A 25,481-nucleotide genomic window follows, 5' to 3' on the forward strand; every position below is an offset into this window, starting at 1 on the left:
CCCGGCCTCCCCGGGCCTTCCCCCGACGCCGGTACGGGCCGCACTCACGCCGTGTGCGGGGATCCCACCAGCGTCGGGGTCATGTCCAGGCTCGGCTCGCCCGGCTGCGCCACGAGACGCCCGGACTGCACGATCTGGAAGGTGACCCGTCCGTTGACGATGCGGGGGAAGCCGGCGACGGCGCGCATGTCCTGGTAGCGCCAGCTCAGGTCCGGGGTGAGGCCGCCGGTCTGCACGGGCTGGGACTCGTTCAGCGAGCGCTTGACCCTGTGGGCGTCGACGACCTCGTCCGGGTCGAGGCGCTTCACGATCTCGCTCAGCACCGTGTACGCGATCCAGGTGGTCTGCGCGCCGGTGTCGTCGGGGTCGACGGTGTCATCGCCGAAGGCGAAGTCGTTGACGACCTTGCGCATCGGCTCCCAGGCGGGATCGGAGGCCACCGGGTACCAGCCCGTGAGGTAGGCGCCCTCGAAGGGGCTCTCCCGGCCGCCCGTGCGGTCCACCAGGGACTGGCTGACACTGCCCAGTACGGAGGAGATCTGCGGCTTCCTGCGCTGCGGTTCGGTGCGGCGGAACGCGTCGAAGAACGTCTCGGTGCGCTCGCCGAGGACCGCGGTCACGCAGCCCCTCTCCTTCTCCTTCTCCTTTTCCTTCTCCTTGCCGGTGCCGGTGCCGGCACCGGTGAGGTGCGCGAGTGCCGCGCTCGCCTGCGGATTGAAGTCGGCGGAGTCCTCGGCGGCCCGGATGTCGGCGGCGTCGGCCATCTTGTTGGCCCGTAGTCCGGCGTTGAGCAGGACCGGCAGCGTGTCGCCCGCGATGGTGTCGGGGCGGACCAGCGCGACCTGGTCGCAGACGCGGCCGAGCTGGTGGCCGGCGCCCGCGATCAGGACCGACTGGCCGCCGTTGACCGGGTAGGAGAGCGGGGACTGGAACTCCTCGGAGGAGACCCCGTAGCCGCCGATGAAGGGAATTCCCTCCACCTCCAGGGGGGCCATGAAGGCGCGTCCGTGCTGGCTGTAGGAGCCCACGACGGCGACGGCCTTCTCCGCGACCGCTTCGCGGGCGCAGTCGGCGGCGCCGCTGGGCGTGTTCTTCTCGTTGCAGGTCAGTACGCGTAGTTTGTGGCCGTTGATTCCACCCTGGGTGTTCACCCAGCGCTCGTAGGCTTTGGCCATTCCGGTCATGCCGGGCATGTTCGTGGCGCCGGTCCCTTCCGGGGCGAACGTCATGACGGTGATGGTGCCGCCGGACCCCCCCGAGCCCCCGGGGAGAGTCCCGCACCCGGCCACGAGGCATGCACCCATCGCCGTGGCCGCGAAGGTGCGGGAGAGGGACACTGCGCGTCGCGAGATGGTCATGTCCAAGCACCATTCCGCCCCACCGGTAACTGTCGAGTGAGACGGACACAACATTCGGTGACGTCGAGGTGAATTGCGGGGGCGCCGTCGCATGCGGGCCCTTCAAGATCGCGCCGAACGGGAACGTACGATCGAAAGCGTGACATTCGCCCAAGGTTCGAAGAACTCTTCCAAACGCGGCGGCCGCTCCTCCACCATGGGCGGCATGCCCCTGAACGACATGCCGTGGTGGCGCTGGCGCAGCAACGTGCGCTCGGCGCTGCACATGCTTTCCGATCCGGCCTTCCACGAGGACACCTGGCTGGCCGGCGGCGAAGGGTACGGCGACGTCACCGACGCCGTCTACCGGCTCGTCGAGGACACCTGGCTCGACAGCTGGTCGGCCGAGAAGTACGTCGGCACGATCTTCCGCGATTCGCAGGAGGCGGCCCTCGTGGACCTCGCCGTGCTGCGCGTGCTCCGGATCCTCCACCAGGTCGGCCCCGACGCACCCGTCTCGGTCTACCTGGAGCACCACGCGTGGCCCGAGGCCGTCCGCGCCGCACGCGAGGCGCACGTACGGCTGGCGCAGGCCGACGGGGACGACCCGGACGTACGGCCCACCTCGCTGGAAGCGTTGAGGATGCTCACCCGCGCGGTGTGAAAGGCTGTGCGGTCATGAGCGACCCGCACAACGAGGCCCAGGCCCAGCAGCAGCCCCAGTACGTCCTGACCGTGTCATGCCCCGACAAGCAGGGCATCGTGCACGCCGTGTCGAGCTACTTGTTCATGACCGGCTGCAACATCGTGGACAGCCAGCAGTTCGGAGACCGGGAGACCGGGCTCTTCTTCATGCGGGTGCACTTCGAGGCCGAGCCTGCGGTGACGGTGGAGAAGCTGCGGGCGAGCTTCGCCGCCATCGGCGACTCCTTCAAGATGGACTGGCAGATCCACCGCTCCGAGGAGCGCATGCGGATCATCCTGATGGTGTCCAAGTTCGGGCACTGCCTCAACGACCTGCTCTTCCGCTCGCGGATCGGGGCGCTGCCGGTCGAGATCGCGGCCGTGGTCTCCAACCACACCGACTTCGCCGAACTGGTCGCCTCCTACGAGGTGCCGTTCGTGCACATCCCGGTGACGAAGGACACCAAGGCCCAGGCGGAGGCCCAGCTGCTGGAACTCGTACGCGCGGAGAACGTCGAGTTGGTCGTGCTGGCGCGGTACATGCAGGTGCTGTCGGACACCCTCTGCAAGGAGCTGAGCGGGCGGATCATCAACATCCACCACTCCTTCCTGCCGAGCTTCAAGGGCGCCAAGCCGTACCACCAGGCGCACGCGCGCGGTGTGAAGCTGATCGGTGCGACCGCCCACTACGTGACGGCGGACCTCGACGAGGGGCCGATCATCGAGCAGGAGGTCGAGCGGGTGGGCCACGAGGTCACCCCGGACCAGCTGGTGGCCGTCGGCCGCGACGTGGAGTGCCAGGCGCTCGCGCGCGCGGTGAAGTGGCACAGCGAGCACCGTGTGCTGCTGAACGGCTCCCGCACCGTCGTCTTCGCCTGACGTACGGGCCGCGCGCGGGTGGTGACCCGCGCGCCGCAGGCGCCGGCGGCCAGGGCCGGCAGACCGGGACGGCCGGCCCGTGACCGGCGGCGGCCGGCACCGGCCCGCGGTGCGCCTGGGCTCGCAGTGCGCCGTGCGCGGGGCGAGGGCAGGACCGCGCGCCGGGGCGGGGGACCGTGCCCCGGATCCCGGTCCGCGGACCGAGGTACGGCACCACCCGGTCGGCCCGCCGGTCCGTCACCGCCCGGCGGGCGGCGTGGCGTCGGGTACTCCGTCCGCTCGGTACGCTCCGCCGGTCCGCGCGGGCTCGCCGCAGGCGTTACGCGTCGGGGGCCTCCACACCGCAGTACCCCGCGAAGGCGGCCAGGATCTCGTCCTCCGAGATGCGACCGTCGCCGTCGGTGTCCAGGGCGAGTGCCACCTGCTCGGCGATTTCGGGCGGGGTGCCGAGGACGCGCAGCACCCGGGCCGCTGCCTTCGGCGTCGCGCCGGCGCCGTCCTCGTCCGCCACCGCGATCACGGCCCGCAGGAACGGGCGGGCGATCTCCGCGAACCGCTGCGGGTTGTCGCGCAGCCGCTTGGCCGCACCGGTGATGAACTCCTCGCGGGACACCCGCTGGTCCCCGTCGACGTCCGCGATCCCGGCCATGCCCTGCCAGAACGCCTCGGCTCCGCCGAAGACGGCCTGGCCCTTCTCCGACCTTGCGGTGGTACCGAATTCGGCCAGGACGGCCTTCGCGGCCGTGCTGAAGTCCTCCCGGTCGATGAAGCCGGACCCGTCCTGGTCGAAGGTGGCGAATCGGGCGGCGATCTTGCGCTCGTATTCTGCGCTGTCCATATGCGGCGTTCCACCTTCACGTGTGCGTGGGGTTGAGATCAAGACAAGGCAGGAGCGTAAGGCCTCGGTGGCCTGCACGTTAAGCGAAGCGGTCAAGCAGGCGGCCGCATCGAACCCGCGCACGGGGAGCGCGGCGGGGCGCGTACGCGTGTACCCATGTGCCCTCGACCGCACCAACGTTCACGCCCTGCGACGCCCCTATCACGCAGGGCGCACTTCCGAGGGGAGCTTCGGCCAAAACAGGCGCGATCGGCCATGTGCCCACTACATTCGATGCGTCGACACACGGCTGGGGGCACTTATGCCGAAGGACGTACCACCGCGGTGGGACCGCCGCATGCAGCAGCGCCTCGCCCGTGGCGAGGCCGCCGCGCTCGGCGAGCTCTACGACCGGTTCGCCTCGCTCGTGCACAGCCTGGCGCACCGCGTGCTGGGCGACGAGAAGGCGGCGGACCGGATCACCCGCGAAGTCTTCGGCTATATCTGGGAGAACCCGGACGCCTACGACCCCAAGCAGGGCTCCATGCGCTCCTGGGTCGCCCGGATCACCCAGGGGCAGGCAGTGGCCCGGCTGCGCCAGGCCGAACTGGGCCGGGGCTCCCGCGAGGAGCTGGAACAGAAGGTGCGCAGCGCCAACGCCGCCGCCCGCGCCGACTACATCGTCACCTCCATGCCCGCGCCGCTGCGGGCCGCCCTGGAACTCGCGTACTTCAAGCGGCGCGACTACCGGCAGGCCGCCGCCGACCTCCAGATCAGCGAGGACGAAGCGCGCCGCAGGCTCCGTCTCGGGCTCCAGCTGCTGTCGACCGCCAACGCCCTCCCGCAGGAGGACACCGCCCCGCCCGGTTACGGCCCGCGCGAATACGGAACACCCCGATGAACGGCCCCGCCCAGTCGCCCGACGACGGATACGAACGTCCCGGCGGCCAGGCGCGCATACCGGGCCCGCGCGGAGCCGCCGACGACCTCGACCCGGCACACGCGCCCCGCCCCCTGCCGCTGTCGCCGCCGACGGAGCCGGCACCGCCGCCCTCGCACGCCGTGCTGAAGTCCCTGCTCGGCGCGTGGGCTCTCGCCGCGTGCTCGGCCGAGGAGACCCGGGCGGTCGAGGACCACCTCACCGAGTGCGCTCCCTGCGCCGAGGAGGCGCTGCGACTGCGCGACGCGGTCGGGCTGCTGCACCCGGAGGAGAGCCTCGACCTCAAACCCCTGCTGCGCTCGCGGGTCCTGGAAGACTGCCTCGGCAAGCGGCCGGCCCGCATTCCGGTGCCGTCCTGGGCGAGTCCGTACGACACCGAGGCCGCGCGGCTGGACGCACTGCTCCAGGACTTCGGCGACTCCGAGTGGCACACCCCGGTGCGCCTGAAGTGGTTCGAGGAGGAACGCAGCCGGTCGCAGCGGACCACGGTCGCGGGTGTGATCGGACACCTCATGACGGTCGACGGGCTGATCGCCATGGCTCTCGGTCTGGACGACCCGCTGGGCGCGGAGGCGCCGCCGGGAGGTCCGACCGCACGGACGGAGTACTTCTGGGGCGCGTCGCCGTACCCGACGACCCGGCAGGTGCGCGAGCCGTGGCGAGAACAGAGCCACACCCTGGTCCGCACGGTGTCCTTCGCAGGTCGTGGTGTTGCCGAACTCGCCGTGGACTACGGCGGTTTCGCCCTTCCGCTCGGTGACGCCTTCCTGGAGCGGGCCTTCGAGTGCTGGGTGCACGCATGGGACATCGCGGACGCGGTGGACTACCCGTACGAGCCGCCCTCCGGGCCCCACCTGCACGGGATGATCGACCTTGCGGCGCGGCTGCTGCCGGGCGCGCTGGCGCAGCGGCGGCGCGCGGGCCTGGCCGCCCCGGCGCGGGGCCTGGTCGCGGCGGGAAGTCCCGGGCGGACCCTGCACCTGGAGATCGAGGGTGCGGGTGGCGGCGGCTGGGACATCGCGCTGGACTCACCGGGAGCGATGCCGTCGCCGGAACGCACGGTGGCGGAGATCGCCCTGGACGGCATCGAGTTCTGCCAGCTGGCCGCGGGCCACATCGCCCCGGAGGACGTGGCGGCGGGCCAGCACGGCGACCGCGAGGCGATCCGCGACGTGCTCTTCGCGGCGGCCTCCCTGAGCCGCCTGTAGGGAGTGCGTACCCCCGCACCCAGCGCCTCCGCCCCACCAGCACCCGCCGTGTTCCGCCCCGCCCCGCCCCCTACGCGTATCGCTCGCGCAGCTTGTACTTCAGGACCTTGCGCAGGGCTTCGTTGCGGGGCAGGGCGGCCAGGAGCTCCAGTTGCTCGGGGAGTTTGTGGGTGGCGAGGCCTTCGGCGCGGAGGTACGACGTGACCTGGGGGAGGGTCAGGGGAGGCGCTCCCTCGGGCTGTTCGACGACCGCGCAGACGCGTTCGCCCCGGCTCTGGTCCGGGAGGCCGATGACCGCCACGTCAGCGACGCCCGGAAGGCGGTGGAGGAGGTCCTCGATCTCCTTGGCGGAGATGTTCTCGCCCTTGCGGATGATGACGTCCTTGCTGCGGCCGGTGAGGACGAGGTAGCCCTCCTGAGTGAGGTGGCCGAGGTCGCCGGTGATCAGGTAGCCGTCGGGGTCGAAGGCTTCGGCGGACTGGCCACCGTCCAGGTAGCCCTGGCAGACCGCCTCGCCGCGCAGTCGCACCTCGCCGTCGGTGTTCGGAGGCAGCGGGGTGCCGTCTGGGGTGGTGATGCGGATGGACATGCCCTCCGGGGGCCGCCCCTCCGTGGTGGCGAGGTGCTCGGGGGTGTCGTCGGGGGCACCCATGGTGATCATGGGGACTTCGGTCATGCCGTAGCCGTGGGTGAGCTGGCAGCCCAGTTCGCGGACCACGGCGTGGTAGATCTCCGGCGGTTTGGGGGCGCCGCCGCCCGCGAGGAGGCGGAGGGTCGGAATGAGGGGGACGTCCGGGTCCTTGCGCTGCTCGGTGAGGAACATCGAGTAGAAGGCGGTCGATCCGCCGGCCACGGTGACCCCGTGGCGGCGGTAGCCGTCGAGGGCGTCCGGCATGGCGAACTTCTCGAAGAGGACCGCGGGAAAGCCGTAGAGCAACAGCATCACGGTGTAGTCCGGTCCGGCGATGTGCGCGAAGGGGAAGGCCATCGAACCGACGTCGCACGGGGTCAGGTGCAGGGAGTGCGCGAGGCAGGAGCCGCCCGCGATGAGGGAGCGGTCGGTGTGCAGGACGCCCTTGGGGTCGGAGGTGGTGCCGGAGGTCCAGTAGATCCAGCGGACGTCGGTGCCGGTGGCGGGCGGTGGGGGCAGTACGTCCGGGTCGCCGTCCGGGAGGGAGTCGTAGGCGTCGAAGACGCCGCGGGCGCCGAGTCGCCGGGCCATGGCGGGGTAGTCGTGGCCGCGCCACACACCGGGTGTCGCGAAGAAGCCCGCCTTGGACTCGCGCAGCGCGAAGCCGACCTCGCGGTCCCGGTAGAAGGGGATGACCGGCGTCTGGACGGCGCCTATCCGGGCCAGGGCAACGGTGAGCAGCACGGTCTCGATGCGGGTGGGGAGCTGCCAGGCGACGACGGTGCCGGGGCGCACTCCCATGTCGTGGAGGCCCGCGGCGACGCGCTCGGCGCGGTCGCGTAGTTCTCCGAAGGTGAGCGTGCGGTCGGCTGCGGGGTCCTCGGCCGCTTCGATGAGGACGGTGGTGTCCGGGGTGAGTGCGGCCCTGCGGGTGACGAGCTCCCACAGGGTGCGGGAGCGGCTCAGTTCTGTCGCGGTCGCGGTGTCCGTCATCCCGGACCTCCCCCTCGCTGTAGCTGACGGTTAGTCAGATCAAGCGCAGAGCGTAGAGCGCGTGCGCTTGTCGGTCCAGGGGTGGCGGGGCTAGCTTGTTTCTGACGATCCATCAGATCGCTTGGACCGGCCCCCTCGGACCGGCCTCGGACCGGCACCGGATTGGGGAGCCCATGGAACTTCCTCGGATCATCAGCGTCGACGACCACGTGATCGAGCCCGCGCACCTGTTCGACGTCTGGCTGCCCGCGAAGTACCGTGACCGCGGCCCCAAGGCGCTCACGGCCGGCATCGGCGAGCTCCAGTACACGGGCGGCAAGTACGTGATCTCCATGGACCCGGACGGCCCGCCGACCGACTGGTGGATCTACGAGGACCTGAAGTTCCCGTACAAGCGCAACATCGCCGCCGTCGGCTTCGACCGCGACGACATGACGCTGGAGGGGATCACCCGTGAGGAGATGCGCCAGGGGTGCTGGGACCCCAAGGCGCGCCTCGCCGACATGGACCTCAACCACGTCGAGGCCTCCCTGTGCTTCCCGACCTTCCCGCGCTTCTGCGGGCAGACCTTCGCCGAGGCGCACGACAAGGAGGTGGCCCTCGCCTGCGTGCGCGCCTACAACGACTGGATGGTCGAGGAGTGGTGCGGCGACAGCGGCGGCCGGCTGATCCCGCTGTGCATCGTCCCGCTGTGGGACATCGACCTGGCGGTGGCCGAGGTCCGGCGCAACGCCGCCCGCGGGGTGCGCGCCGTGACCTTCTCCGAGATACCGACCTACCTGGGGCTTCCGTCGATCCACTCCGGCTACTGGGACCCCTTCTTCGCGGCCTGCCAGGAGACCGGGACGGTGGTCAACATGCACATCGGGTCCAGTTCGCAGATGCCCGCCGCCTCCCCGGACGCGCCGCCCGCCGTCCAGGCCTCGCTCAGCTTCAACAACGCGATGGCCTCGATGATGGACTTCCTCTTCAGCGGCGTGCTGGTGACGTTCCCGAGGCTCAAGTTGGCCTACAGCGAGGGGCAGATGGGTTGGATCCCGTACGCCCTGGAACGTGCGGACGACGTGTGGCGGGAGCACCGGGCGTGGGGCGGGGTGCGCGACCTGATTCCCGAGCCGCCGTCGACGTACTACTACCGGCAGATGTTCTGCTGCTTCTTCCGCGACAAGCACGGGATCGCCTCGCTCGACGTCGTCGGCCGCGACAACGCGACCTTCGAGACCGACTACCCGCACGTCGACTCGACCTTCCCGCACACCAAGGAGGTCGCCCTGGACCACGTGCGGGGGCTGGACGACGAGACCGTCTACAAGCTGATGCGCGGCAACGCCATCCGCATGCTCGACCTCGACCTGGACCGCGGCGCGGACCGCAACCTCGACCGCAGTCCGAACACGGGCGGGAACACGGCCCGCTGATGGACCTGACCTACACCGACGAGGAGCAGGACTTCCGGGCGCGTCTGCGCGCGTGGCTCCTCAAGGCCCTGCCCGAGCTGCCCGCCAGGCCATCCCCCGACGACTGGCCCGGCCGGCGCGCCTACGACCTGGGCTGGCAGCGCAGGCTGTACGAGGCCGGGTACGCGGGACTGCACTGGCCGGTGGACGCGGGCGGCCGCGGCGCCACCCCGACCCAGCACCTGATCTTCCTGGAGGAGACGGAGCGGGCCGGGGCCCCGTACGTGGGCGCGAACTTCGTCGGTCTGCTGCACGCCGGCCCGACGGTCGCCGCAGAGGGGACGGCGGAGCAGCGGGCGCGCTGGCTGCCGCCCGTCCTGCGCGGCGAGGAGGTGTGGTGCCAGGGCTTCAGCGAGCCGGACGCGGGCTCCGACCTGGCCGCCCTGCGCACCCGCGCGGTCCGCGACGGTGACGACTACGTGATCAGCGGCTCGAAGATCTGGACCTCGCACGCGGAGGTCGCCGACTGGTGCGAGCTGCTCGTGCGCACGGATCCCGGGGCGCCCAAGCACCGGGGGATCTCCTGGCTGGCCATGCCGATGGACGCGCCGGGGGTGACGGTACGGCCGTTGCGCACGCTCGCCGGATCCACCGAGTTCGCCGAGGTCTTCCTCGACGAGGTGCGCGTCCCGGTGGCCAACCGGGTGGGCGCGGAGAACGACGGCTGGCGGGTCACCATGGTCACGCTGTCCTTCGAGCGGGGCACCGCCTTCGTCGGCGAGGTCGTCGCGTGCCGCCGGACCCTGCGCGAACTGGCCCGGACGGCGAAGGCGAACGGTCGTTGGGACGACCCCGTGCTGCGGCGCCGACTGGGCCGGCTGCACGGCGAGTTCGGCGCGCTGTGGCGGCTGACCCAGTGGAACGTCAGCGAGTCGGAGCGCTCCGGCGGGGTGCCGGGCGTTGGAGGGTCGGTCTTCAAGCTCGCCTACTCGCACGCCCGCCAGGATCTGTACGACGTGGCGGCCGAGGTGCTGGGGGCTTCGGCGCTGTCCCTGGACGAGGAGTGGGTGCAGGGCCGGCTCTCCGGCCTCTCGTACACGATCGCGGCGGGCACCTCGCAGATCCAGCGGAACATCGTCGCCGAGCGGATCCTCGGCCTCCCGAAGGGCCGGTGAGGGGCGTGGACTTCCAGCCGACGCAGGACCAGAGGGACCTGAGGGCGGGCGTACGAGCCCTGCTGGAGGGCCGGTACGGCCGCCGGGAGCTGCGGGCGGCGGTGGAGGCGGGCGCGGCCGTGGACCGCGGGCTGTGGCGCGAGCTGGGGGAGGCGGGCCTCTTCGCGCTGCGGCTGGCGGAGTCCGAGGGCGGAGTGGGGCTGGCGCTGCCGGAGGCGGTGATCGTCTTCGAGGAGGCCGGGCGGGCCCTGGTGCCGGGGCCGCTGGTGGCGACGCACTTGGCGGCCGGGGTGGTGCCGGGGGCCGCGGCGGGAACGGCCGTGGTGACCGCGTTCGACCTGGGCGGGGACCTGGTGGCGTACCTGGGCGAGGCGGACGCGGTGCTGGGGGCGGCCGCGCTCCCGGAGGGTGAGCCGGTGCGGGCGGTGGACCCGCTGACGCCGTTGCACCGGGTGGTGCGACCGGACGGCGTCGACCTGGACGCGTACGTGCCGCAGGGGGCGCTGCTGACGGCCGCGCTCCAGGTCGGGAGCGCGCTGCGGACGCTGGAGCTGGCAGTGCGGTACGCGGGGGAGCGCGAGCAGTTCGGGCAGCCCGTCGGGGCGTTCCAGGCGGTCAAGCACCTGTGCGCGCAGATGCTGGTGCGGGCGGAGGTGGCCCGTACGGCGGTGTACGCGGCGGCTGTGACCGGGGACCGGGGGGAGGCGGCGGGCGCGAAGCTGCTCGCGGACGGGGCGGCCGTGCGCAACGCACGGGACTGTCTGCAGGTGCACGGGGGGATGGGCTTCACCTGGGAGGCGGACGTGCACCTGCATCTGAAGCGGGCCTGGGTGCGGGCCGAGCAGTGGCGGACGGCGGCGGCGGCGGAGGAGCTGCTGGCGGAGGAGCTGCTGGATTCGGCGGGCTGACCGACGGGATGGCCAGGGGGTGACCGGCGGGGTGACCGGCGGGGTGACAGGCCGGGGGAGCGGCGGTGTGTGGCGTGTGACGGGTGGGTCGAGAGGGGCACGGGAGCAACGACGCGGGACGCATGTCCGATTACAGAGAGTTGATATCGGTTTGTGTCCTTCGCCCACCCCGTTACGGCCCGGAGTCGGGCGGCTGCTCCGGTACGCTCCGACGAATGCGAGCGGTTGAGCGGCGTGAGCGTCGCACAGTATGCATCACGCCCACTCCTTCGCGCGTGAATATGCCCGAAGCGCTTGTTGTGGTGACTGTAGGTCAACCATGCTGCTACGGAAGGGGGTCACGTTCGGTGATCCCGTCCTGTCGCGAGGCGAAGTGTCCGCCGGTTCGGATGGTGTGAGCGGTGCAGGTGCTTCAGGTTCAGCTGGAAGTAGGTGTGGATCCGGCCGAAGTCGGCCGGGCCCGACGGTGGGCGCGGTCCCGGCTCGCGGGGTCGGGCATAGGGGATGACGAACCGCTCGCCGAGACGCTGATCCTGCTGATCTCCGAGCTGGTCACGAACGCCGTCGTGCACACGGGCTGTCCGGCCGTGCTGCGCATGCTGTTCGGGGGGCCGGGGGTGCGGGTCGAGGTGGCCGACGCCAGCGACCGTGCGCCGGCCCGCCGGCAGGCGTGCGGCGAGGACACGGGCGGGCGCGGCCTGGAGCTGGTGGACGGACTCGCGGACCGGTGGGGTTGGCAACGCGAGGGTGCCGGCAAGCGGATCTGGTGCGAGGTCGACCGCGGCCACAAGGAGGAGGCGGACGCCGCGACGAGCAGTGCGTCGGACGAAGCCTCCTGCCGCCCTGCCGAAGTTCACACTCCGGGGCGGGAACCGCGCGTGTACCTCTAACGAGGTGTTGACGGTTCGTCACCCGTTGATCACCCTGGTGTCGAGCGATTCGACGCGAGGGGACGCCAAGGACACGCCTTGACGAGTGCGGGTCGCCGGGTGGCGGCTGCCGTGCCGTGCTCGGGGCGTGCATGCGCGCCGCCGCCACCCGCAGTACACCGCGGCGCGCGCCGCGGCCCGGCGATCCGGGTGGCGGAGTGCGGCGGCGCCGGGTCGGAGCTCAGCCGTCGGTGCAGATCACGTCGTAGGGGCGACCCACGGCGATGGTCAGCCGGATGGGGTTCGTGGTGCCGGAGGGGCACTCCTCCTTCGTCTCGACCAGGCCGAGCACCTTCTGCGCGCCCGAGCTGCCGCAGGGGACCTCCTTCGCCTGGGAGGTCACGCAGTCGCCCTTGACGAGCTGGCCGCCGCCGGCTCCCGCGTCGCCGGGGTGGTCGTTGGACAGGTTGCGGCCGCAGACGGTGTTGGTGGGGATGCCGCTCGACGCGCCGCCGTTGTAGGAGATGCTCACCTCGATCATCACGTCGGTGCCCGGCGGGCACTGGATGGAGCCCGGCAGGAAGCTGGCGTCCTTGATGTCGATGGCCTTGAAGGAGGCTCCGGAGTCGGAGCAGCCGGTCCGCTTGTACGCGTCGGCGCCCTTGGAGGGGTCGGGGCCGCCGCAGTCGCCGACCTTCCAGGCGCCGGAGGTGTCGGAGGAGGACTCGGGGGAGCCGGGGTCCTTGGCGGTTGGCTTGGCGGAGGGCGACGCGGACGCGGACACCGAACCGGACGGCTTGCCGTCGTCCTCGCGCAGCACCTTGGAGGCGCCGTAGGCGCCGCCGACGACCAGGGCGAGGACGAGGAAGACGACGAACTTGTTGCTCCCGCGCCGCTGCGGGGCCCCCGGGGTGAAGGGCGGCGGCTGTGGGGGTGGGGGCGCCTGGTACGGGTTGGACATGTGCTTCTCCAGTGCTGGGGGTGGTGAGGAGCGGGGGGTGACGCGAGAACGGTGACGCGTCATGGACACATCATGGTTCCCATCCGGTGCGGGCCCCGGCCGCCGGGTGCTCCCGCCCCCGCCCGCTGCGCGGACGCGTCTCAGAGGACGGCCACCGGGGCCACCGGGGTGCCGGTGCCGCCGACGAACGGCTCGGCCATGGCGGACAGGAGGAAGGCGTACCGGCCTTCTTCCGCACAGGCCGTGGACAACCCCTCCAGGTTCCAGTTCTGGCCTTGGTGCATGCCCATCTCCACCAGGTCCAGGGCGTGGACCGGCAGCCACAGGTTCTCGATCTCCGGCGGGAAGATCTCGAAGGTCAGGGTGTCGTTCGCGACGGCCGCCACGTCCCGCGCGTGGAACCACTCGGGTGTGCGGACGGACAGCCCGGGGGACGGGAAGCCGTAGCCGTGCTTGTCGCCCGCCAGGTAAACCTGGATCTGGCCGGTGCGCACCAGGACGATGTCGCCGGGGCGGACGGCGACCCGGCCGAACTCCTCGGCCTCCGCCAGGTCCGCCGGGGTCACCGCGTGGCCGCCCGGCAGCCGGTCGAGGCCCTTGGCGCGGGCCACGTCCAGGAGCACCCCGCGCGAGACGATGGGGGCGGCCTTGTCGATGCCGCTGAACTCGGCCCGCCCGTGCGCCGTGATGGTGCCCGCCGGTCGGCCGTTGTAGATCCGACCCGAGTGCGAGACGTGGGTGAGGGCGTCCCAGTGGGTGCCCGCCTGGAGGCCCATGCTGACGGCGTCGTCGCTGCACGCCACCGTGCCCGGTCCGAAGAGCTCCTGGTTGATCTGCACCATGGCGTGCAGCGGGTTGATCCGACCGGGGATCATGCCGACCTGGACCCCGTCCTCCTTCAGAGGTAGTGCGAGGGGGATGCGGCGGCCGCTGCGGATCTCCGCGGCCGCGCGCCGCACGACGTCGCCGGTGATCAGGTTCAGGGTGCCGGTCTCGTCGTCGGCGCCCCAGCGCCCCCAGTTGTTGACGCGCTTGGCGATGTCGTGGAACTCGGCGGGCAGGGTCATGGGCTTCGACAGCTCCTTGGGTGAATGCGGCAACGAGGTCTTGTGCACGTGCATCCGGCTACCCATAGAATCTAACGGTCCGTCAGAAAACGCGGGAAGGGGCCGGGCGTGGGGAAGTTCTTGGCAGGCAGGGTCGTCGCCGTCACCGGCGCCGGCCGGGGCATCGGGCGGGCCGTGGCACTCGCCGCGGCCGCCGAGGGCGCCAAGGTCGTCGTCAACGACTACGGCGTCGGCATCGAGGGCGCAGAGCCCACCAGCGAGATAGCCGACGGCGTCGTCAAGGAGATCCTCGCCGCAGGCGGGGAGGCCGTCGCGGTCGCCGACGACATCTCGACCATGGCGGGCGGCCAGCGCGTCGTCGACACCGCCCTCGCGCGGTACGGACGCCTCGACGGGGTCGCCTGCGTCGCCGGCATCCTGCGCGAACGGATGCTGTTCAACATGAGCGAGGAGGAGTGGGACCCGGTTCTCGCCACCCACCTCAAGGGCACCTTCACCGTCTTCCGCGCCGCCTCCGCCGTCATGCGCCGCCAGGGATCGGGCACCCTGATCGGCTTCACCAGCGGCAACCACCAGGGCTCGGTCGCCCAGGCCAACTACAGCGCCGCCAAGGGCGGGATCATCTCCCTCGTCCGCTCCGCGGCCCTGGGCCTGGCCAAGTACGGGGTCACCGCCAACGCGGTCGCGCCCGTCGCCCGCACCCGCATGTCCGCGAACGTCCCCATGGAGCTCAAGGAGATCGGCGAGCCCGAGGACGTCGCGGCGCTGGTCACCTACCTGCTCTCCGACAAGGCCGTCGCCATCGGCGGTGAGCGGATCACCGGGCAGGTCTACACGATCGCCGGCCCGAAGATCGCCGTCTGGGCGCAGCCGCGCGAGCTGCGCGCCGGATACGCCGAAGGCTCCTGGACCCCGGAGAAGATCGCGGACTTCCTGCCCGGGACGGTCGGCACGGACCCCATGCCGATGCTGGCGCAGCTCGACGCCATGGCCAAGGCGGCATCCGCCAAGGACCGTCCCAACGCCTGACGGGGGGCGCGGCATGGATTTCGGCTTCGGGACCGAGGACGAGGAACTGCGCGGACGGGCCCGCGCGTGGCTGGCCGAGCACCTCGTGGGCCCGTACGCGCACGCCGTCGGCCTCGGCGGGCCGGGCAGCGAGCACGAGGGCGTGGAGGCCCGGCGCGCCTGGGAGCGGGAGCTCGGCCGCGGCGGCTGGATCGGACAGGGTTGGGAGGCTCCGGAAGGGACGTACGGGCAGCGGCGGCTCTCACTGACCGGGCAGGTGGTGTGGGCCGAGGAGTACGCGGCGCTGCGCGCCCCCGGCCGGGTCGGCCACATCGGCGAGAACCTCCTCGCGCCCACCCTGATCGCCCACGGCAGCCGGGAGCAGCAGCGCCGCTTCCTGCCCGCCATCGCGCGCGGCGAGGAGCTGTGGTGCCAGGGCTACAGCGAGCCGGGCGCAGGCTCCGACCTGGCGGGCATCCGCACCGCGGCCGTCCGCGACCCGGCCGACGGGCTCCACCGCGTCACCGGGCAGAAGATCTGGACCTCCCTGGCCCGGGAGGCCGACTGGTGCTTCGTCCTCGCCCGCACCGAGCCCGGGTCGAAGCGTCACCGCGGGCTGTCCTTCCTGCTCGTACGGATGGACCAGCCCGGCCGCGTGGAGGTACGGCCGATCCGGCAGATGTCGGGGACCGCGGAGTTCAACGAGGTGTTCTTCGACGGGGCGGTGGCCGCGGAGACCGTCGGCGGGGAGGGCGACGGCTGGACCGTGGCCATGAGCCTGCTCGCCCTGGAACGGGGGGTGTCCACGCTGGTTCAGCAGATCGGCTTCGCGGCCGAGCTGGAACGCGTCCTCGGCCGGTACGCCGCCTCGGGCACGGCCGACCCGGTGGTCCGCGACCGCCTCGTACGGCAGTGGGCCGAGCTGCGCACCATGCGCTGGAACGCGCTGCGGACCCTGGGCGCGCAGGGCGGTCCGGGCGCGCCCAGCGTGGCCAAGCTGCTGTGGGGCGGCTGGCACCGGCGGCTCGGGGAGCTGGCGGTGGAGGTCCGGGGGGCGGCGGCCGCGGCCGGGCCGGGCAGCTGGGCGCCGGAGCTCCCGTACGAGCTCGGACTCGACGAGGAGCAGCGCCTGTTCCTGTTCACCCGCGCCGACACGATCTACGGCGGTTCGGACGAGATCCAGCGCAACATCATCGCCGAGCGCGTGCTCGGCCTGCCGAAGGAGTCCAGGTGAGAGGCGTCGTGTTCGACGGCAAGCAGGCCCGGGTGGTCGACGACCTGGAGGTCCGGGATCCGGGGCCGGGCGAGGTGCTCGTCGCGATCGGCGCGGCCGGACTGTGCCACAGCGACCTGTCGGTGATGGACGGGACGATCCCGTTCCCGCCGCCGGTGGTGCTCGGGCACGAGGGCGCCGGGGTCGTGGAGGCCGTCGGCGAGGGCGTCACGCACGTGGCCCCCGGCGACCACGTGTCGCTGTCCACACTGGCCAACTGCGGGGCGTGCGCGGACTGCGACCGGGGCCGGCCGACGATGTGCCGCAAGGCGATCGGGGCGCCCGGGCAGCCGTTCTCGCGGGGCGGCACGCCCCTCTTCCAGTTCGCCTCGAACTCCGCCTTCGCGGAGAGGACGATCGTCAGGGCCGTGCAGGCGGTGAAGATTCCGGCCGACATCCCGCTGACGTCGGCGGCGCTGATCGGCTGCGGGGTCCTGACCGGGGTGGGCGCGGTCCTCAACCGGGCCCGCGTCGACCACGGCGAGACGGTGGTCGTGATCGGCACCGGCGGCATCGGGCTCAATGTGCTCCAGGGCGCCCGGATCGCCGGCGCCACGACGATCGTGGCGGTCGACGCCAATCCGGCGAAGGAGGCGGTGGCACGAAAGTTCGGGGCCACGCACTTCGTCGACGCGTCCGCGGTCGCCGACTCCTCGGCCGCGGTCCGCGAGATCCTGCCGACCGGCGCGGACCACGCCTTCGAATGCGTGGGCAACGTCACGCTGATCCGCCAGGCCGTGGACCTCCTCGACCGGCACGGTCAGGCGGTGCTGCTCGGCGTCCCCGGCTTCACGGAGGAGGCGTCCTTCCGCGTCTCGTCCATGTATCTCGACAAGACGATCATGGGCTGCCGGTACGGCTCCTCGCGCCCGCAGCGCGACATCGCCCTGTACGCGGAGCTCTACCGGCAGGGCCGGCTGCTGCTGGACGAGCTGGTGACCGAGGTCTACCCGGTCGAGGACTTCGCGAAGGCCGTCGACGACGCCCACCACGGGCGGGTGGCCCGCGGGGTGCTCACCTTCTGAACCGCCGCCGGCGCCGGCCGCCGGTCCGCCCCCGGGGATGGACCGGCAGTCGGCGTTCTGCTGCCGGTGGCGCCGCGCCGGCCGGGCGGTCCGGCGCTCGTCACTCGGCGAGGCGGCCGAAGCGACCCTTGTGGAAGAGGAGCGGATCGCCCTCCCCTGCCGCACCCATGGCCACGACCCGGCCCACGACGATGAGGTGGTCGCCGCCCGTGTGGACGGCGTGGATCCGGCAGTCGATCCATGCGGGCACGGCGGCGAGCCGCGGGGACCCGGTGACGGGGGCCGGGGTGTGGGCCACCCCGGCGAACTTGTCCGCGCCGCTGACGGCGAAGGCCCGACACAGCTCGCTCTGCTCGGCTCCCAGGATGTTGACGCAGAACACCCCGGCGCGGGCGATCCGCGGCCAGGTGGTCGAGGTACGGGCCACCATGAAGGTGACCAGGGGAGGGTCCAGGGACAGCGAGGCGAAGGACTGGCAGGCGAACCCGGCCGGCCCGTCCGTTTCCTGGTCCGCGTTCGCTTCCCGGCCCCCGTCCCGGTCCCGGTCCGCCTCCCCACCGGGCGGCGCGGTGATGACCGTGACACCGCTCGCGAAGTTCCCCAGGACGGTCCGGAACTCGGCCGGACCGACCGGCGCGCGCTCGTCGTCGCCGACGGCCCGCAGATCGGGACGCGGGAGGGCGTCGACGGACTCGGGGTCCCGCTGTGCCGAGGCGGCGGTGGGGGAGCCGGCTGACCTGAGGTATCGGACGACGGTGGCCGCCATCCCTGCGTGTCCCATCACACCTCCGATTGAAACTGACGGTTCGTCAGATGTGAAGGGGTGGGCGGCCACCCCTTCGGTACCGGGCCCGACGCTGGTCACCGCGGACGCACCCGCACGGGTGAAACCGGCCGTCCGGGCGGGGGCGTGGGCGCAGTCGGCGAGGCAGGCTCGGCATCGTGGCAGCGACCCCGTACCGCCGCCGTACCCCGGGAGGGCCCATGCTCGGCACCGACTTCCGCACCGGATCACCCAACTGGCTCGACCTCGGGAGCCCCGACACCGGAGTGGCCGCCGCGTTCTACGGCGCCGTCTTCGGCTGGGAGTTCGTCTCCGCCGGACCTGAGGCCGGCGGGTACGGCTTCTTCCGGCAGGACGGCAAGACCGTCGCCGCCCTCGGACCGCTCACCGAGGAAGGCGCCCGCTCGGCCTGGATGCACCACTTCATGACCCCCGACATCGAGGCCACCACCCAGGCCGTACGGGCGGGCGGCGGGACGGTCCGGACGGAGCCCATGGACGTCATGGGAGAGGGCCGGCTGGCGCAGTTCACCGACCCGCAGGGCGCCGAGTTCGCCTGCTGGCAGCCGGGAAACACCGCCGGCTTCGAGGTCGCCTCCGCCGAGAACACGCTGGTCTGGGCGGAGCTCCACGTACCCGACCCGGTCGCCGACATCGCCTTCTACGCCGGGCTGTTCGGATGGCGCCACGCCGAGATGCAGGTTCCCGGCATGACGTACCGGGTCCTGAGCACCGCCGACGGTGACCTGGCGGACGCCTCCTTCGGAGGGGTCGCACCGCTCGGCGAGGGCGCGGGCGGCGGTGACGGCGGCGACGCCCGCTGGGTGCCCTACTTCCATGTGAGCGACGTCGACGCCACCGCCGCCCGGGCCGAGGAGAGCGGCGGGACCGTCCTGATGCCGGCCGCCGACGTACCGGACGTCGGGCGGATCGGCTGGCTCGCGGACCCCTTCGGCGCGGTGTTCGCGCTGTTGAGGCCCGAACCGCGCAGCTAGTGAGTGCGGTGACCGGGAAGGCTCACCGCCGCACGGCCCCGGCACGGCACCTCGCTGCGTTGTCGGACCGCGCGAGTACGCCGAGGCCCCGGGGCGGAGCCGGCGTTGGTCAGCGGCCCCGGTAGGTGGGCGCGCGGCGCTCCACGAAGCTCGCCACGCCCTCGTTGGCGTCGGCCGTGGTCATGATGATCTCCTGAGCGGCGGCCTCGGCGGCCAGCGCGGCCGCCCGGTCCCCGTCCAGAGAGGCGTTGACCAGTTGCTTGGTCATGGCCAGGGCCCGGGTCGGGCCCTGGGCCAGCCGCTCGGCCCACTCCCGGGCGGCCGCCTCCAGCTCCTCCGCCGGAACCACCCTGTTCACGAGGCCGAGCCGCTCGGCCTCGGCCGCCGGGACGGCGTCGCCGAAGAACATCAACTCCTTCGCCTTCTGCGGGCCGAGCAGGCGGGGCAGCAGGTACGCGCCACCACCGTCCGGGACCAGGCCGCGGCGTACGAACACCTCGATGAAGCGGGCCCCTGCGGCGGCGATGACGAGGTCGCAGGCGAGGGCGAGGTGCGAACCGATGCCGGCGGCCGTGCCGTTGACCGCGGCGATCACCGGCTTCTCGCAGTCGAGCACCGCGGTGATCAGACGCTGCGCGCCGAGGCGGATCATGCGGGCCACGTCCCCGGCGACGCGATCGCCGCCGGTCACGGGGCCGCCGCGCAGATCGGCACCCGCACAGAAGCCCTTTCCGGTGGCGGTCAGGACGACCGCCCGGACGGCGGGGTCGGCGGTGGCCTCGGCGAGCAGCGCGATGACGCGCTCGCGCTGGTCCCAGGTGACGGCGTTCATCGCCTCGGGGCGGTTGAGGACGATCCACGAGACGTTGTTCTCGGTGCGGTGGAGGACATCGTCCTCGGGTGCGGCGGTCATCGCGTAGCTCCCGTTCGGTGCGGCCGGGCCGGCCGGTGCGGCATCAGCGGCAGATGGCGAGGGCGTCCAGGGCGACCGCGCCCTGGCCGCGGGGGAGGACCATCAGCGGGTTGATGTCCAGTTCGGAGAGCTCGTCGCCGAACTCCAGCGCCATGCGCTGCACCCGGAGGACGACCTCCACCAGCGCGTCCGTGTCGGCCGGGGGCGCACCCCGGACGCCCTCCAGGAGGGCGTGGCCGCGCAGCTCCGTGAGCATCGCGCGGGCCTGGTCCTCGCCGAACGGGGGGACGCGGACCGCCGCGTCGTCCAGGACCTCGACGAGGACGCCGCCCAGTCCGACGGTGACGGTCGGCCCGAAGAGGTCGTCCTGGGTGACCCCGACGACCATCTCCACGCCACGTTCCACCATCTGGCAGACCAGGATCCCGTCGAGCGGGACGTTCTCGTACCGCGCGATGTCCGTCAGTTCCCGGTACGCGTCGCGGATCTGGCTCGCGGAGGTCAGGCCGATCTTCACCAGGCCCAGTTCGGTCTTGTGGCCGAGCTGCGGGCCGGAGGCCTTCATCACCACCGGGTAGCCGACCAGCCCGGCGGCCCGTACGGCCGCCGCCGCGCTCGTCACCAACTGCTCGCGGGGCACGCGTATCCCGTAGGCGCGCAGCAGCTGCTTCGCGGCGTGCTCGCTGAGCTGCTGTCCCGGCCGCATGAGGGCCTGCGCCTTGCGGTACGAGGGCGACGGCGTGCGCGGTGCGTCTTCGAAGGGCGAGCGGTAGCGGGTGGTGAAACGGTGGTGGCCGAGGTAGGCGCGTACGGCGGTGATGCAGTTGCCGAAGGTGCGGAAGGTGGCCACCTTGGAGGAGCCGAGGAGGGTGGTGCGGTAGGCGTCCTCGGTGCCGACCGGGGAGCCCCAGATCACGCAGACCAGCTTGTCGGTCTGCTCGGCGGCGTCCACCAGGTCCTGCGCGAGCCTGTCGCTCATCGGCGGGAAGGGGCCGGTGATCGGACAGATGAGGACCCCCACCGAGGGGTCGGCGAGGAGCGCGTCGATGATCTTCCGGCCGCGCCAGTCGCCGACGGGGTGGCCGCCGTTGTCGACGGGGTTGGCGACGTTCAGGTAATGCGGGATCCACTGGTGGAGTTCGTCTTGCTTGGCCTGCGGGAGGGTGGGCAGGGTCAGCCCCGCCTCAGTGGCCAGGTCCGAGAAGTGCGCTCCGGTGCCGCCGGAGATGGAGTACACGACGACGCCGTCGGCCTGCGGCCTGCGGGCCCGGGCGAGGAGGGCCGCCGTGTCCTGGAGCTCGTCGAGGCCGTCGACGCGGATCACGCCGAACTGGCGCATGGCGGCGTCCACGACGGTGTCGGCGCCGGTCAGCTTCCCGGTGTGGGAGGCGGCCATGCGGGCGCCGGTCTCGGTGCGGCCGACCTTGACGGCGACGACGGGGACGCCGTTGCGGGCGGCCCGGTCGGCCGCCAGGAGGAAGGACCGGCCGTCTTTCAGGCCCTCGACGTAGCAGGCGATGGCGCCGACCTCGGGCTGCTGGGCGAAGTAGGAGATGAAGTCGGCGGTTTCCAGGTCGGCCTCGTTGCCCGTGGGCGCCCAGTGGGAGAGGCGGATGCCGAGCTCCTGGAGGGTGTGGACGGGGCGGCCCTGGTGGCCGGACTGGGTGATCAGGGCGATCGCCGGGCCGTCGAGGTCGTCACGGAACTCCTCGAAGGCGTTGAGGTTGGTGTTCGGGCCCAGCAGGCGCAGGCCAGAGCGCTGCACGGCGGCGGCGAGGCGCTCCTGGGCCGCGGCGCCCGCACCGCCGGTCTCCGCGAAGCCGGAGGCGAAGGCGACGGCGAACTTCACCTTGGTGTCGGCGAGTTCCTCGATGACCGGCAGCGGGTCGGAGACCAGCAGGACGGCGAGGTCCACGTGTTCGGGCAGGTCGGCGACGGAGGCGTGGCACGCCAGCCCGAAGACGGCGGGGCGGGTGGGGTGCACCGGGTGGATCCGGGCGCCGACGCGCTCCGCCCAGGCGATGAGCTGGCGGGTGATCCCGGTGTTGGGCCGGCCCTCGGCGTCGGAGGCGCCGACGACCGCGACGGACTGGGGCCGGAAGAACCGGTCCAGGTCGGGCACGTCGGCGTGCAGCGGCCGCCCGCTGACGTCCATGGGGATCGCGTCGTCGGCGGAGGGCGCCGCCGACGAATGGACGGCCGTCCGGGGGGTCTCCCCGCAGGCCTCGACGCGTGCGCGGAAGTCGGTGGTGAGGGTGCCGTGAGTAGATCCAAGCATCGTTCCGCCCGCTCCTGCTCGATGAACCTCGATGGAACTCAATAACTGACGTGTAGTCAGATTACTGAACTGACGTGCCGTCAGGAACAGTGCTGCGCGGGAAAGCTGATGGAGGTGGTGTGGTGAACGGTCGCAGATCGCCGCGGAGCGGGTCCAGAGCGCACTTCCGGCCGAGATCACCCGCCCGGGCCACGCCTGGACCGTGCGGCGGGCTGTGCCCGGACCGCGCCCGCCCGCGGGCGGGCGCATCGCGGCGGAGCCCGGTGGCGCGGTCCGGGCACAGCCCGGGGCGCCTGTCGGGCCGCCGCGGCCGGCGGGACTCAGCGGCCGGCCGCCTCGCGCGCCACCGCCTTGGCGATCTTCTCCGCGTCCATAGCCATCTCGCGGAACATCCCGCTGATGGGGTTGGTGAAGCCGGTGAAGTACAGGCCGCGGGCCTCCTCGCAGGTGCGGGCGCCGTGTGCGCGCGGCCGGCCGCGCGCGTCCAGTACGCCGAGGTGGCCGACCAGACCCTCCAGGCTGCGGCGGTAGCCGGTGGCCGCGATCACCGCGTCCGGTGTGATGCGCGAGCCGTCCGCGAGCACCACCTCCGGCCCGTCGAAGGATTCCACGGCGGCCACCGGTTCCACCTTCCCGGTGCGCACCGCCTCGACCAGGCCCACGTCCTGCACCGGGATCGCCCCTTCCTCGACCCTGCTGTACAGGCCCGTGGCGGGGCGCGGGAGCCCGTACGCCGACAGGTCCGGGACGGAGGCCCTGGCCACGAGCGCGCCCAGCCGGTCCACGAGCGGCACCGGCAGTCGCCGGACGAGGATCCCGCTGCGTTGGGCCGGCCAGCCGGCCGTGGAGCGGCGCATGATGTGCGGGGCGGTGCGCACGGCGAGCCGCACCCGGGCCGCGCCGCCCTCGGTGAGGTCGACGGCTATCTCGGCGCCGGTGTTGCCTACGCCGACGACGAGGACGTCCTGGCCCGCGTACGGCTGGGGGTTGCGGTAGTCCGCGGCGTGCAGCAGTCGGCCGCCGTACGACTCCCGGCCCGGCCAGTCGGGCAGTCTGGGCGTGTGGTTGAAGCCGGTGGCGACGACGGCGGCCGCGGCGGTCAGCGCCCGCCCGCCGCTGGCGTGCAGGGTCCAGCCGCCCTCCTCCCCGGGGTCGGGCTCGATCCGGGTCACCTCGACGCCGGTCACGAGCTCCAGCTCGTGGAACTCGGCGTACTTCTCCAGATAGCGCACCACGTCGTCGCGGGAGACCCAGCGGCCGAACCGGCGGGGCATCGCCAGGCCCGGAAGGGCCGACAGTCGGCGTGTGGTGTGCAGGTGCAGCCGGTCGTAGTGGCGCCGCCAGGACGCGCCGACGGTGTCGGACTTCTCGACGACCACGGCGCGGATCCCGCGTGCGCGCAGCGCGGCGGCCGCGGCGAGGCCGCCGGGGCCGGCCCCGATGATGTACACGGGCCGGGGCTGGGTGGTCATGTCGACTGCTGGTGTGGGTGCTGCGGGCATGAGGTGTGATCGTATCGCCACGCTGGGTTGATGGGTCTCGGACGAGGAGGGAATCGATTGCGGATCGGTCACGGGCGGGACCTCGCCGTCGCGCGGGGTGGCGGTCGCGACGGGCCGGGGCCTTGCGGTATCGCTCCGTATCCGCTGAACTGACGTACCGTCAGATCCAAGGGTGAGAGGGGTGGGGCTGCCGATGCAGACCGTCTGGCTCAGTGGGGCCGAGTGGCTCGCCGTCCTCCGGATAGGCCTCGGCCTGTGGTGGCTGGAGAGCTGGCGGCACAAGGACAAGAAGGGCTGGTTCGAACGCGGTACCGGCATTGCGTGGGCCGCCGACGTCGCAGACAAGCACCGCTGGACCTTCGTCAGGGGCGGCTTTCAGCGGGTCGTCGCGCCACGGCCGAAGCTGATGGCGTACCTCGTCGTCTCCGCTGAACTCGCCCTCGGGCTGGGCCTGGTGTTCGGCTTTCTGACCCCGGTCGCGCTGGCCGGCGGACTGCTGTTGAACCTCCTCTACCTGGTCCTGATGATCCACGACTGGGCCGAGCAGGGGCAGAACGCGATGATGGCGCTCATCTCGCTCGTCGCACTCCTCGCCCTGTCGTGGCAGACCTGGTCCCTCGACGCGGCGATCGGGCTGTTCCTGTGAGCGGCACTGGCGGCACCAGCAGCACCAGTGGGACGGGTGGGACCGGCAGGGCGGCCGGGACCGGCGGCGCCGTGCGCCACGACCTGCCCGAGATCGACGACTTCACCCGCCCCTACTGGCACGCGGCCGGGCAGGGCCGGCTCCTGCTGCGCCGGTGCCGCGACTGCGGACGGGCCCACCACTACCCGCGCGAGTTCTGCCCCCACTGCTGGGCCGGAGAAGACAGGGTGGCCTGGGAGACCGCGAGCGGCCGGGCCACCCTCTACACGTGGTCGGTGATCCACCGCAACGACCTCCCTCCGTTCGGCACGCGCGTCCCCTACACGGCGGCCGTCGTCGACCTGGCCGAAGGCCCGCGGATGATGACCGAGGTGGTCGACTGCGAGGCGGCCGACCTGCGCATCGGCATGCCCCTGACGGTCACCTTCCGCGAGGCGGCGGACGGGGTGCGGGTCGCGGTCTTCCGGCCCGCTCAGGGCCAGAGCAGCTCGCGCGCCCAGGAGCCGCCCGCCGTGCGCCGGTAGCGCAGACGGATGTGCCTGCGGGCCGCGTCGCCCTGGAAGAACTCCACCTCGACGGGGGCCAGTACGTACCGCGTCCAGGTCGGAGCCGGCGCGTCCGGCTCCGATCCGGCCCGCTCCCAGGCGGCCGTCGAGGCCCGTACCAGCTCCTCCACGGACCCCAACACCTCGCTCTGCCGCCCCGTGAGCGCCGCCGCGAGCGCGCCGCGCGAACGGACCGCCAGGTCCGCCCGGCTCTCCTCCGGGCCGCATGCGGTGACCTCGCCCCGCACCCGGACCTGTCGGCCCACCGACGGCCAGTAGAAACCAAGCGCGGCCTCCGGACGCGCCGCCAACTGCACGCCCTTGGCGCTCGTGGCGTGCGAGGCGAAGTGCCAGCCCCGCGCATCGACGTCGTGCAGCATCAGCGTCCGTAGGTCGGGCCGCCCCTCGCCGTCCACCGTGGCCAGGCTCATCGTGTGCGGCTCCGGCTGCCCGGCCCGAGCGGCGTGCACGAACCACTCCCGGAACAGCGCCACCGGCTCGCCCGGAGCCGCCGCGGTGTCGAACCCGGGGAGCGGGGAGTCCCACACGCGCAGGGCGTGCAGGACGGTACGGAACTCCTCCCCGCCGACCGCGCGGCCCGCCTCGTCACCACTCTTGTCACTGGCTGCGTTGCTGCTCATGGCGC

The 25,481-nt window shown here is 72.4% G+C and carries 24 protein-coding genes; 14 read left to right on the forward strand and 10 right to left on the reverse strand.

The window, feature by feature from the left end; translation table 11 throughout:
- Positions 1-44: 44 nt before the first annotated feature.
- Positions 45-1,358 (reverse strand): ABC transporter substrate-binding protein, encoded by a 1,314-nt coding sequence (locus tag ACFW2G_RS16265; protein ID WP_384584148.1) that lies wholly within the window; start codon positions 1,356-1,358, stop codon positions 45-47.
- Positions 1,359-1,449: 91 nt separating this feature from the next.
- Between ACFW2G_RS16265 and ACFW2G_RS16270 the strand changes: the two genes are divergently transcribed.
- Positions 1,450-2,001 carry a hypothetical protein gene (locus ACFW2G_RS16270; RefSeq protein WP_384680950.1) on the forward strand — a complete coding sequence of 184 codons (552 nt, stop codon included), beginning with the start codon at positions 1,450-1,452 and terminating at the stop codon, positions 1,999-2,001.
- Positions 2,002-2,015: 14 nt separating this feature from the next.
- Entirely contained in the window at positions 2,016-2,900 is an 885-nt protein-coding gene (purU, locus tag ACFW2G_RS16275) for a formyltetrahydrofolate deformylase (protein ID WP_037924870.1), read from the forward strand.
- 319 nt (positions 2,901-3,219) lie between these two features.
- Here the strand turns inward: purU and ACFW2G_RS16280 are convergent, their stop codons facing one another.
- Positions 3,220-3,738: an EF-hand domain-containing protein gene (locus tag ACFW2G_RS16280; RefSeq protein ID WP_037924872.1), complete on the reverse strand. Its 519-nt coding sequence runs from the start codon at positions 3,736-3,738 to the stop codon at positions 3,220-3,222.
- Between the two features lie 301 nt (positions 3,739-4,039).
- Here ACFW2G_RS16280 and ACFW2G_RS16285 point away from each other — a divergent pair, with 301 nt between their 5' ends.
- A complete protein-coding gene (locus tag ACFW2G_RS16285) occupies positions 4,040-4,618 on the forward strand; it encodes a sigma-70 family RNA polymerase sigma factor (RefSeq protein WP_037924874.1) in 579 nt (192 codons plus the stop codon).
- On the forward strand, positions 4,615-5,865 hold the full coding sequence (locus ACFW2G_RS16290) for a maleylpyruvate isomerase N-terminal domain-containing protein (RefSeq protein ID WP_384452919.1): 1,251 nt from the start codon (positions 4,615-4,617) through the stop codon (positions 5,863-5,865). The genes ACFW2G_RS16285 and ACFW2G_RS16290 overlap by 4 nt, the downstream gene beginning before the upstream one ends.
- A gap of 70 nt (positions 5,866-5,935) precedes the next feature.
- On the opposite strand, the gene ACFW2G_RS16295 is transcribed toward ACFW2G_RS16290, so the two are convergent.
- Complete coding sequence (locus ACFW2G_RS16295) at positions 5,936-7,489, reverse strand: class I adenylate-forming enzyme family protein (RefSeq protein ID WP_384452916.1); 1,554 nt, start codon at positions 7,487-7,489, stop codon at positions 5,936-5,938.
- Between the two features lie 173 nt (positions 7,490-7,662).
- Between ACFW2G_RS16295 and ACFW2G_RS16300 the strand changes: the two genes are divergently transcribed.
- The 4 genes from ACFW2G_RS16300 (at position 7,663) to ACFW2G_RS16315 (ending at position 11,859) form a co-directional block, all read left to right on the forward strand.
- Positions 7,663-8,907: an amidohydrolase family protein gene (locus tag ACFW2G_RS16300; protein ID WP_384452913.1), complete on the forward strand. Its 1,245-nt coding sequence runs from the start codon at positions 7,663-7,665 to the stop codon at positions 8,905-8,907.
- Entirely contained in the window at positions 8,907-10,061 is a 1,155-nt protein-coding gene (locus ACFW2G_RS16305) for an acyl-CoA dehydrogenase family protein (protein ID WP_037924884.1), read from the forward strand. The genes ACFW2G_RS16300 and ACFW2G_RS16305 overlap by 1 nt, the downstream gene beginning before the upstream one ends.
- A 5-nt stretch (positions 10,062-10,066) precedes the next feature.
- Positions 10,067-10,969, forward strand: coding sequence for an acyl-CoA dehydrogenase family protein (locus ACFW2G_RS16310; RefSeq protein WP_384584145.1), 903 nt, complete (start codon positions 10,067-10,069; stop codon positions 10,967-10,969).
- Between the two features lie 401 nt (positions 10,970-11,370).
- Positions 11,371-11,859, forward strand: coding sequence for an ATP-binding protein (locus ACFW2G_RS16315; protein ID WP_384452904.1), 489 nt, complete (start codon positions 11,371-11,373; stop codon positions 11,857-11,859).
- Between the two features lie 220 nt (positions 11,860-12,079).
- On the opposite strand, the gene ACFW2G_RS16320 is transcribed toward ACFW2G_RS16315, so the two are convergent.
- Both ACFW2G_RS16320 and ACFW2G_RS16325 read right to left on the reverse strand, forming a co-directional pair.
- A complete protein-coding gene (locus tag ACFW2G_RS16320) occupies positions 12,080-12,862 on the reverse strand; it encodes a hypothetical protein (protein ID WP_384584142.1) in 783 nt (260 codons plus the stop codon).
- A gap of 77 nt (positions 12,863-12,939) precedes the next feature.
- Entirely contained in the window at positions 12,940-13,866 is a 927-nt protein-coding gene (locus ACFW2G_RS16325) for a cyclase family protein (protein WP_384452897.1), read from the reverse strand.
- Between the two features lie 108 nt (positions 13,867-13,974).
- Here ACFW2G_RS16325 and ACFW2G_RS16330 point away from each other — a divergent pair, with 108 nt between their 5' ends.
- Genes ACFW2G_RS16330 through ACFW2G_RS16340 form a run of 3 tightly spaced genes read left to right on the forward strand, consistent with a single transcriptional unit; the run spans position 13,975 to position 17,172 of the window.
- Entirely contained in the window at positions 13,975-14,895 is a 921-nt protein-coding gene (locus ACFW2G_RS16330) for an SDR family oxidoreductase (protein WP_384452895.1), read from the forward strand.
- 13 nt (positions 14,896-14,908) lie between these two features.
- The gene (locus ACFW2G_RS16335) at positions 14,909-16,108 is read left to right on the forward strand and encodes an acyl-CoA dehydrogenase family protein (RefSeq protein ID WP_384584139.1); all 1,200 of its coding nucleotides are present in this window, start codon (positions 14,909-14,911) and stop codon (positions 16,106-16,108) included.
- Positions 16,105-17,172 carry a Zn-dependent alcohol dehydrogenase gene (locus ACFW2G_RS16340; protein WP_037924898.1) on the forward strand — a complete coding sequence of 356 codons (1,068 nt, stop codon included), beginning with the start codon at positions 16,105-16,107 and terminating at the stop codon, positions 17,170-17,172. Before ACFW2G_RS16335 ends, ACFW2G_RS16340 begins: the two co-directional genes overlap by 4 nt.
- A gap of 100 nt (positions 17,173-17,272) precedes the next feature.
- Here the strand turns inward: ACFW2G_RS16340 and ACFW2G_RS16345 are convergent, their stop codons facing one another.
- Positions 17,273-17,953 carry a flavin reductase family protein gene (locus tag ACFW2G_RS16345; RefSeq protein WP_384452886.1) on the reverse strand — a complete coding sequence of 227 codons (681 nt, stop codon included), beginning with the start codon at positions 17,951-17,953 and terminating at the stop codon, positions 17,273-17,275.
- 203 nt (positions 17,954-18,156) lie between these two features.
- Here ACFW2G_RS16345 and ACFW2G_RS16350 point away from each other — a divergent pair, with 203 nt between their 5' ends.
- Positions 18,157-18,951: a VOC family protein gene (locus tag ACFW2G_RS16350; protein ID WP_037924903.1), complete on the forward strand. Its 795-nt coding sequence runs from the start codon at positions 18,157-18,159 to the stop codon at positions 18,949-18,951.
- A gap of 109 nt (positions 18,952-19,060) precedes the next feature.
- Here the strand turns inward: ACFW2G_RS16350 and ACFW2G_RS16355 are convergent, their stop codons facing one another.
- The 3 genes from ACFW2G_RS16355 to ACFW2G_RS16365 form a co-directional block, all read right to left on the reverse strand.
- Entirely contained in the window at positions 19,061-19,864 is an 804-nt protein-coding gene (locus ACFW2G_RS16355) for an enoyl-CoA hydratase/isomerase family protein (RefSeq protein ID WP_037924906.1), read from the reverse strand.
- Positions 19,865-19,907: 43 nt separating this feature from the next.
- Complete coding sequence (locus ACFW2G_RS16360; RefSeq protein ID WP_384452880.1) at positions 19,908-22,142, reverse strand: acetate--CoA ligase family protein; 2,235 nt, start codon at positions 22,140-22,142, stop codon at positions 19,908-19,910.
- Positions 22,143-22,462: 320 nt separating this feature from the next.
- The gene (locus ACFW2G_RS16365) at positions 22,463-23,644 is read right to left on the reverse strand and encodes a flavin-containing monooxygenase (RefSeq protein ID WP_384584135.1); all 1,182 of its coding nucleotides are present in this window, start codon (positions 23,642-23,644) and stop codon (positions 22,463-22,465) included.
- A gap of 193 nt (positions 23,645-23,837) precedes the next feature.
- Here ACFW2G_RS16365 and ACFW2G_RS16370 point away from each other — a divergent pair, with 193 nt between their 5' ends.
- Together ACFW2G_RS16370 and ACFW2G_RS16375 are read left to right on the forward strand one after the other, a co-directional pair.
- Positions 23,838-24,290, forward strand: a complete 453-nt coding sequence (locus ACFW2G_RS16370; RefSeq protein ID WP_037925423.1) for a DoxX family membrane protein — start codon at positions 23,838-23,840, stop codon at positions 24,288-24,290.
- Between the two features lie 83 nt (positions 24,291-24,373).
- Entirely contained in the window at positions 24,374-24,814 is a 441-nt protein-coding gene (locus ACFW2G_RS16375) for a Zn-ribbon domain-containing OB-fold protein (protein ID WP_236647759.1), read from the forward strand.
- On the opposite strand, the gene ACFW2G_RS16380 is transcribed toward ACFW2G_RS16375, so the two are convergent.
- On the reverse strand, positions 24,763-25,476 hold the full coding sequence (locus tag ACFW2G_RS16380; protein ID WP_052031080.1) for a pyridoxal 5'-phosphate synthase: 714 nt from the start codon (positions 25,474-25,476) through the stop codon (positions 24,763-24,765). The genes ACFW2G_RS16375 and ACFW2G_RS16380 overlap by 52 nt on opposite strands.
- Positions 25,477-25,481 lie beyond the last annotated feature (5 nt).

It is taken from the genome of Streptomyces sp. NPDC058880, assembly GCF_042742535.1.
In the GTDB taxonomy this organism is placed as follows: Bacteria; Actinomycetota; Actinomycetes; order Streptomycetales; family Streptomycetaceae; genus Streptomyces.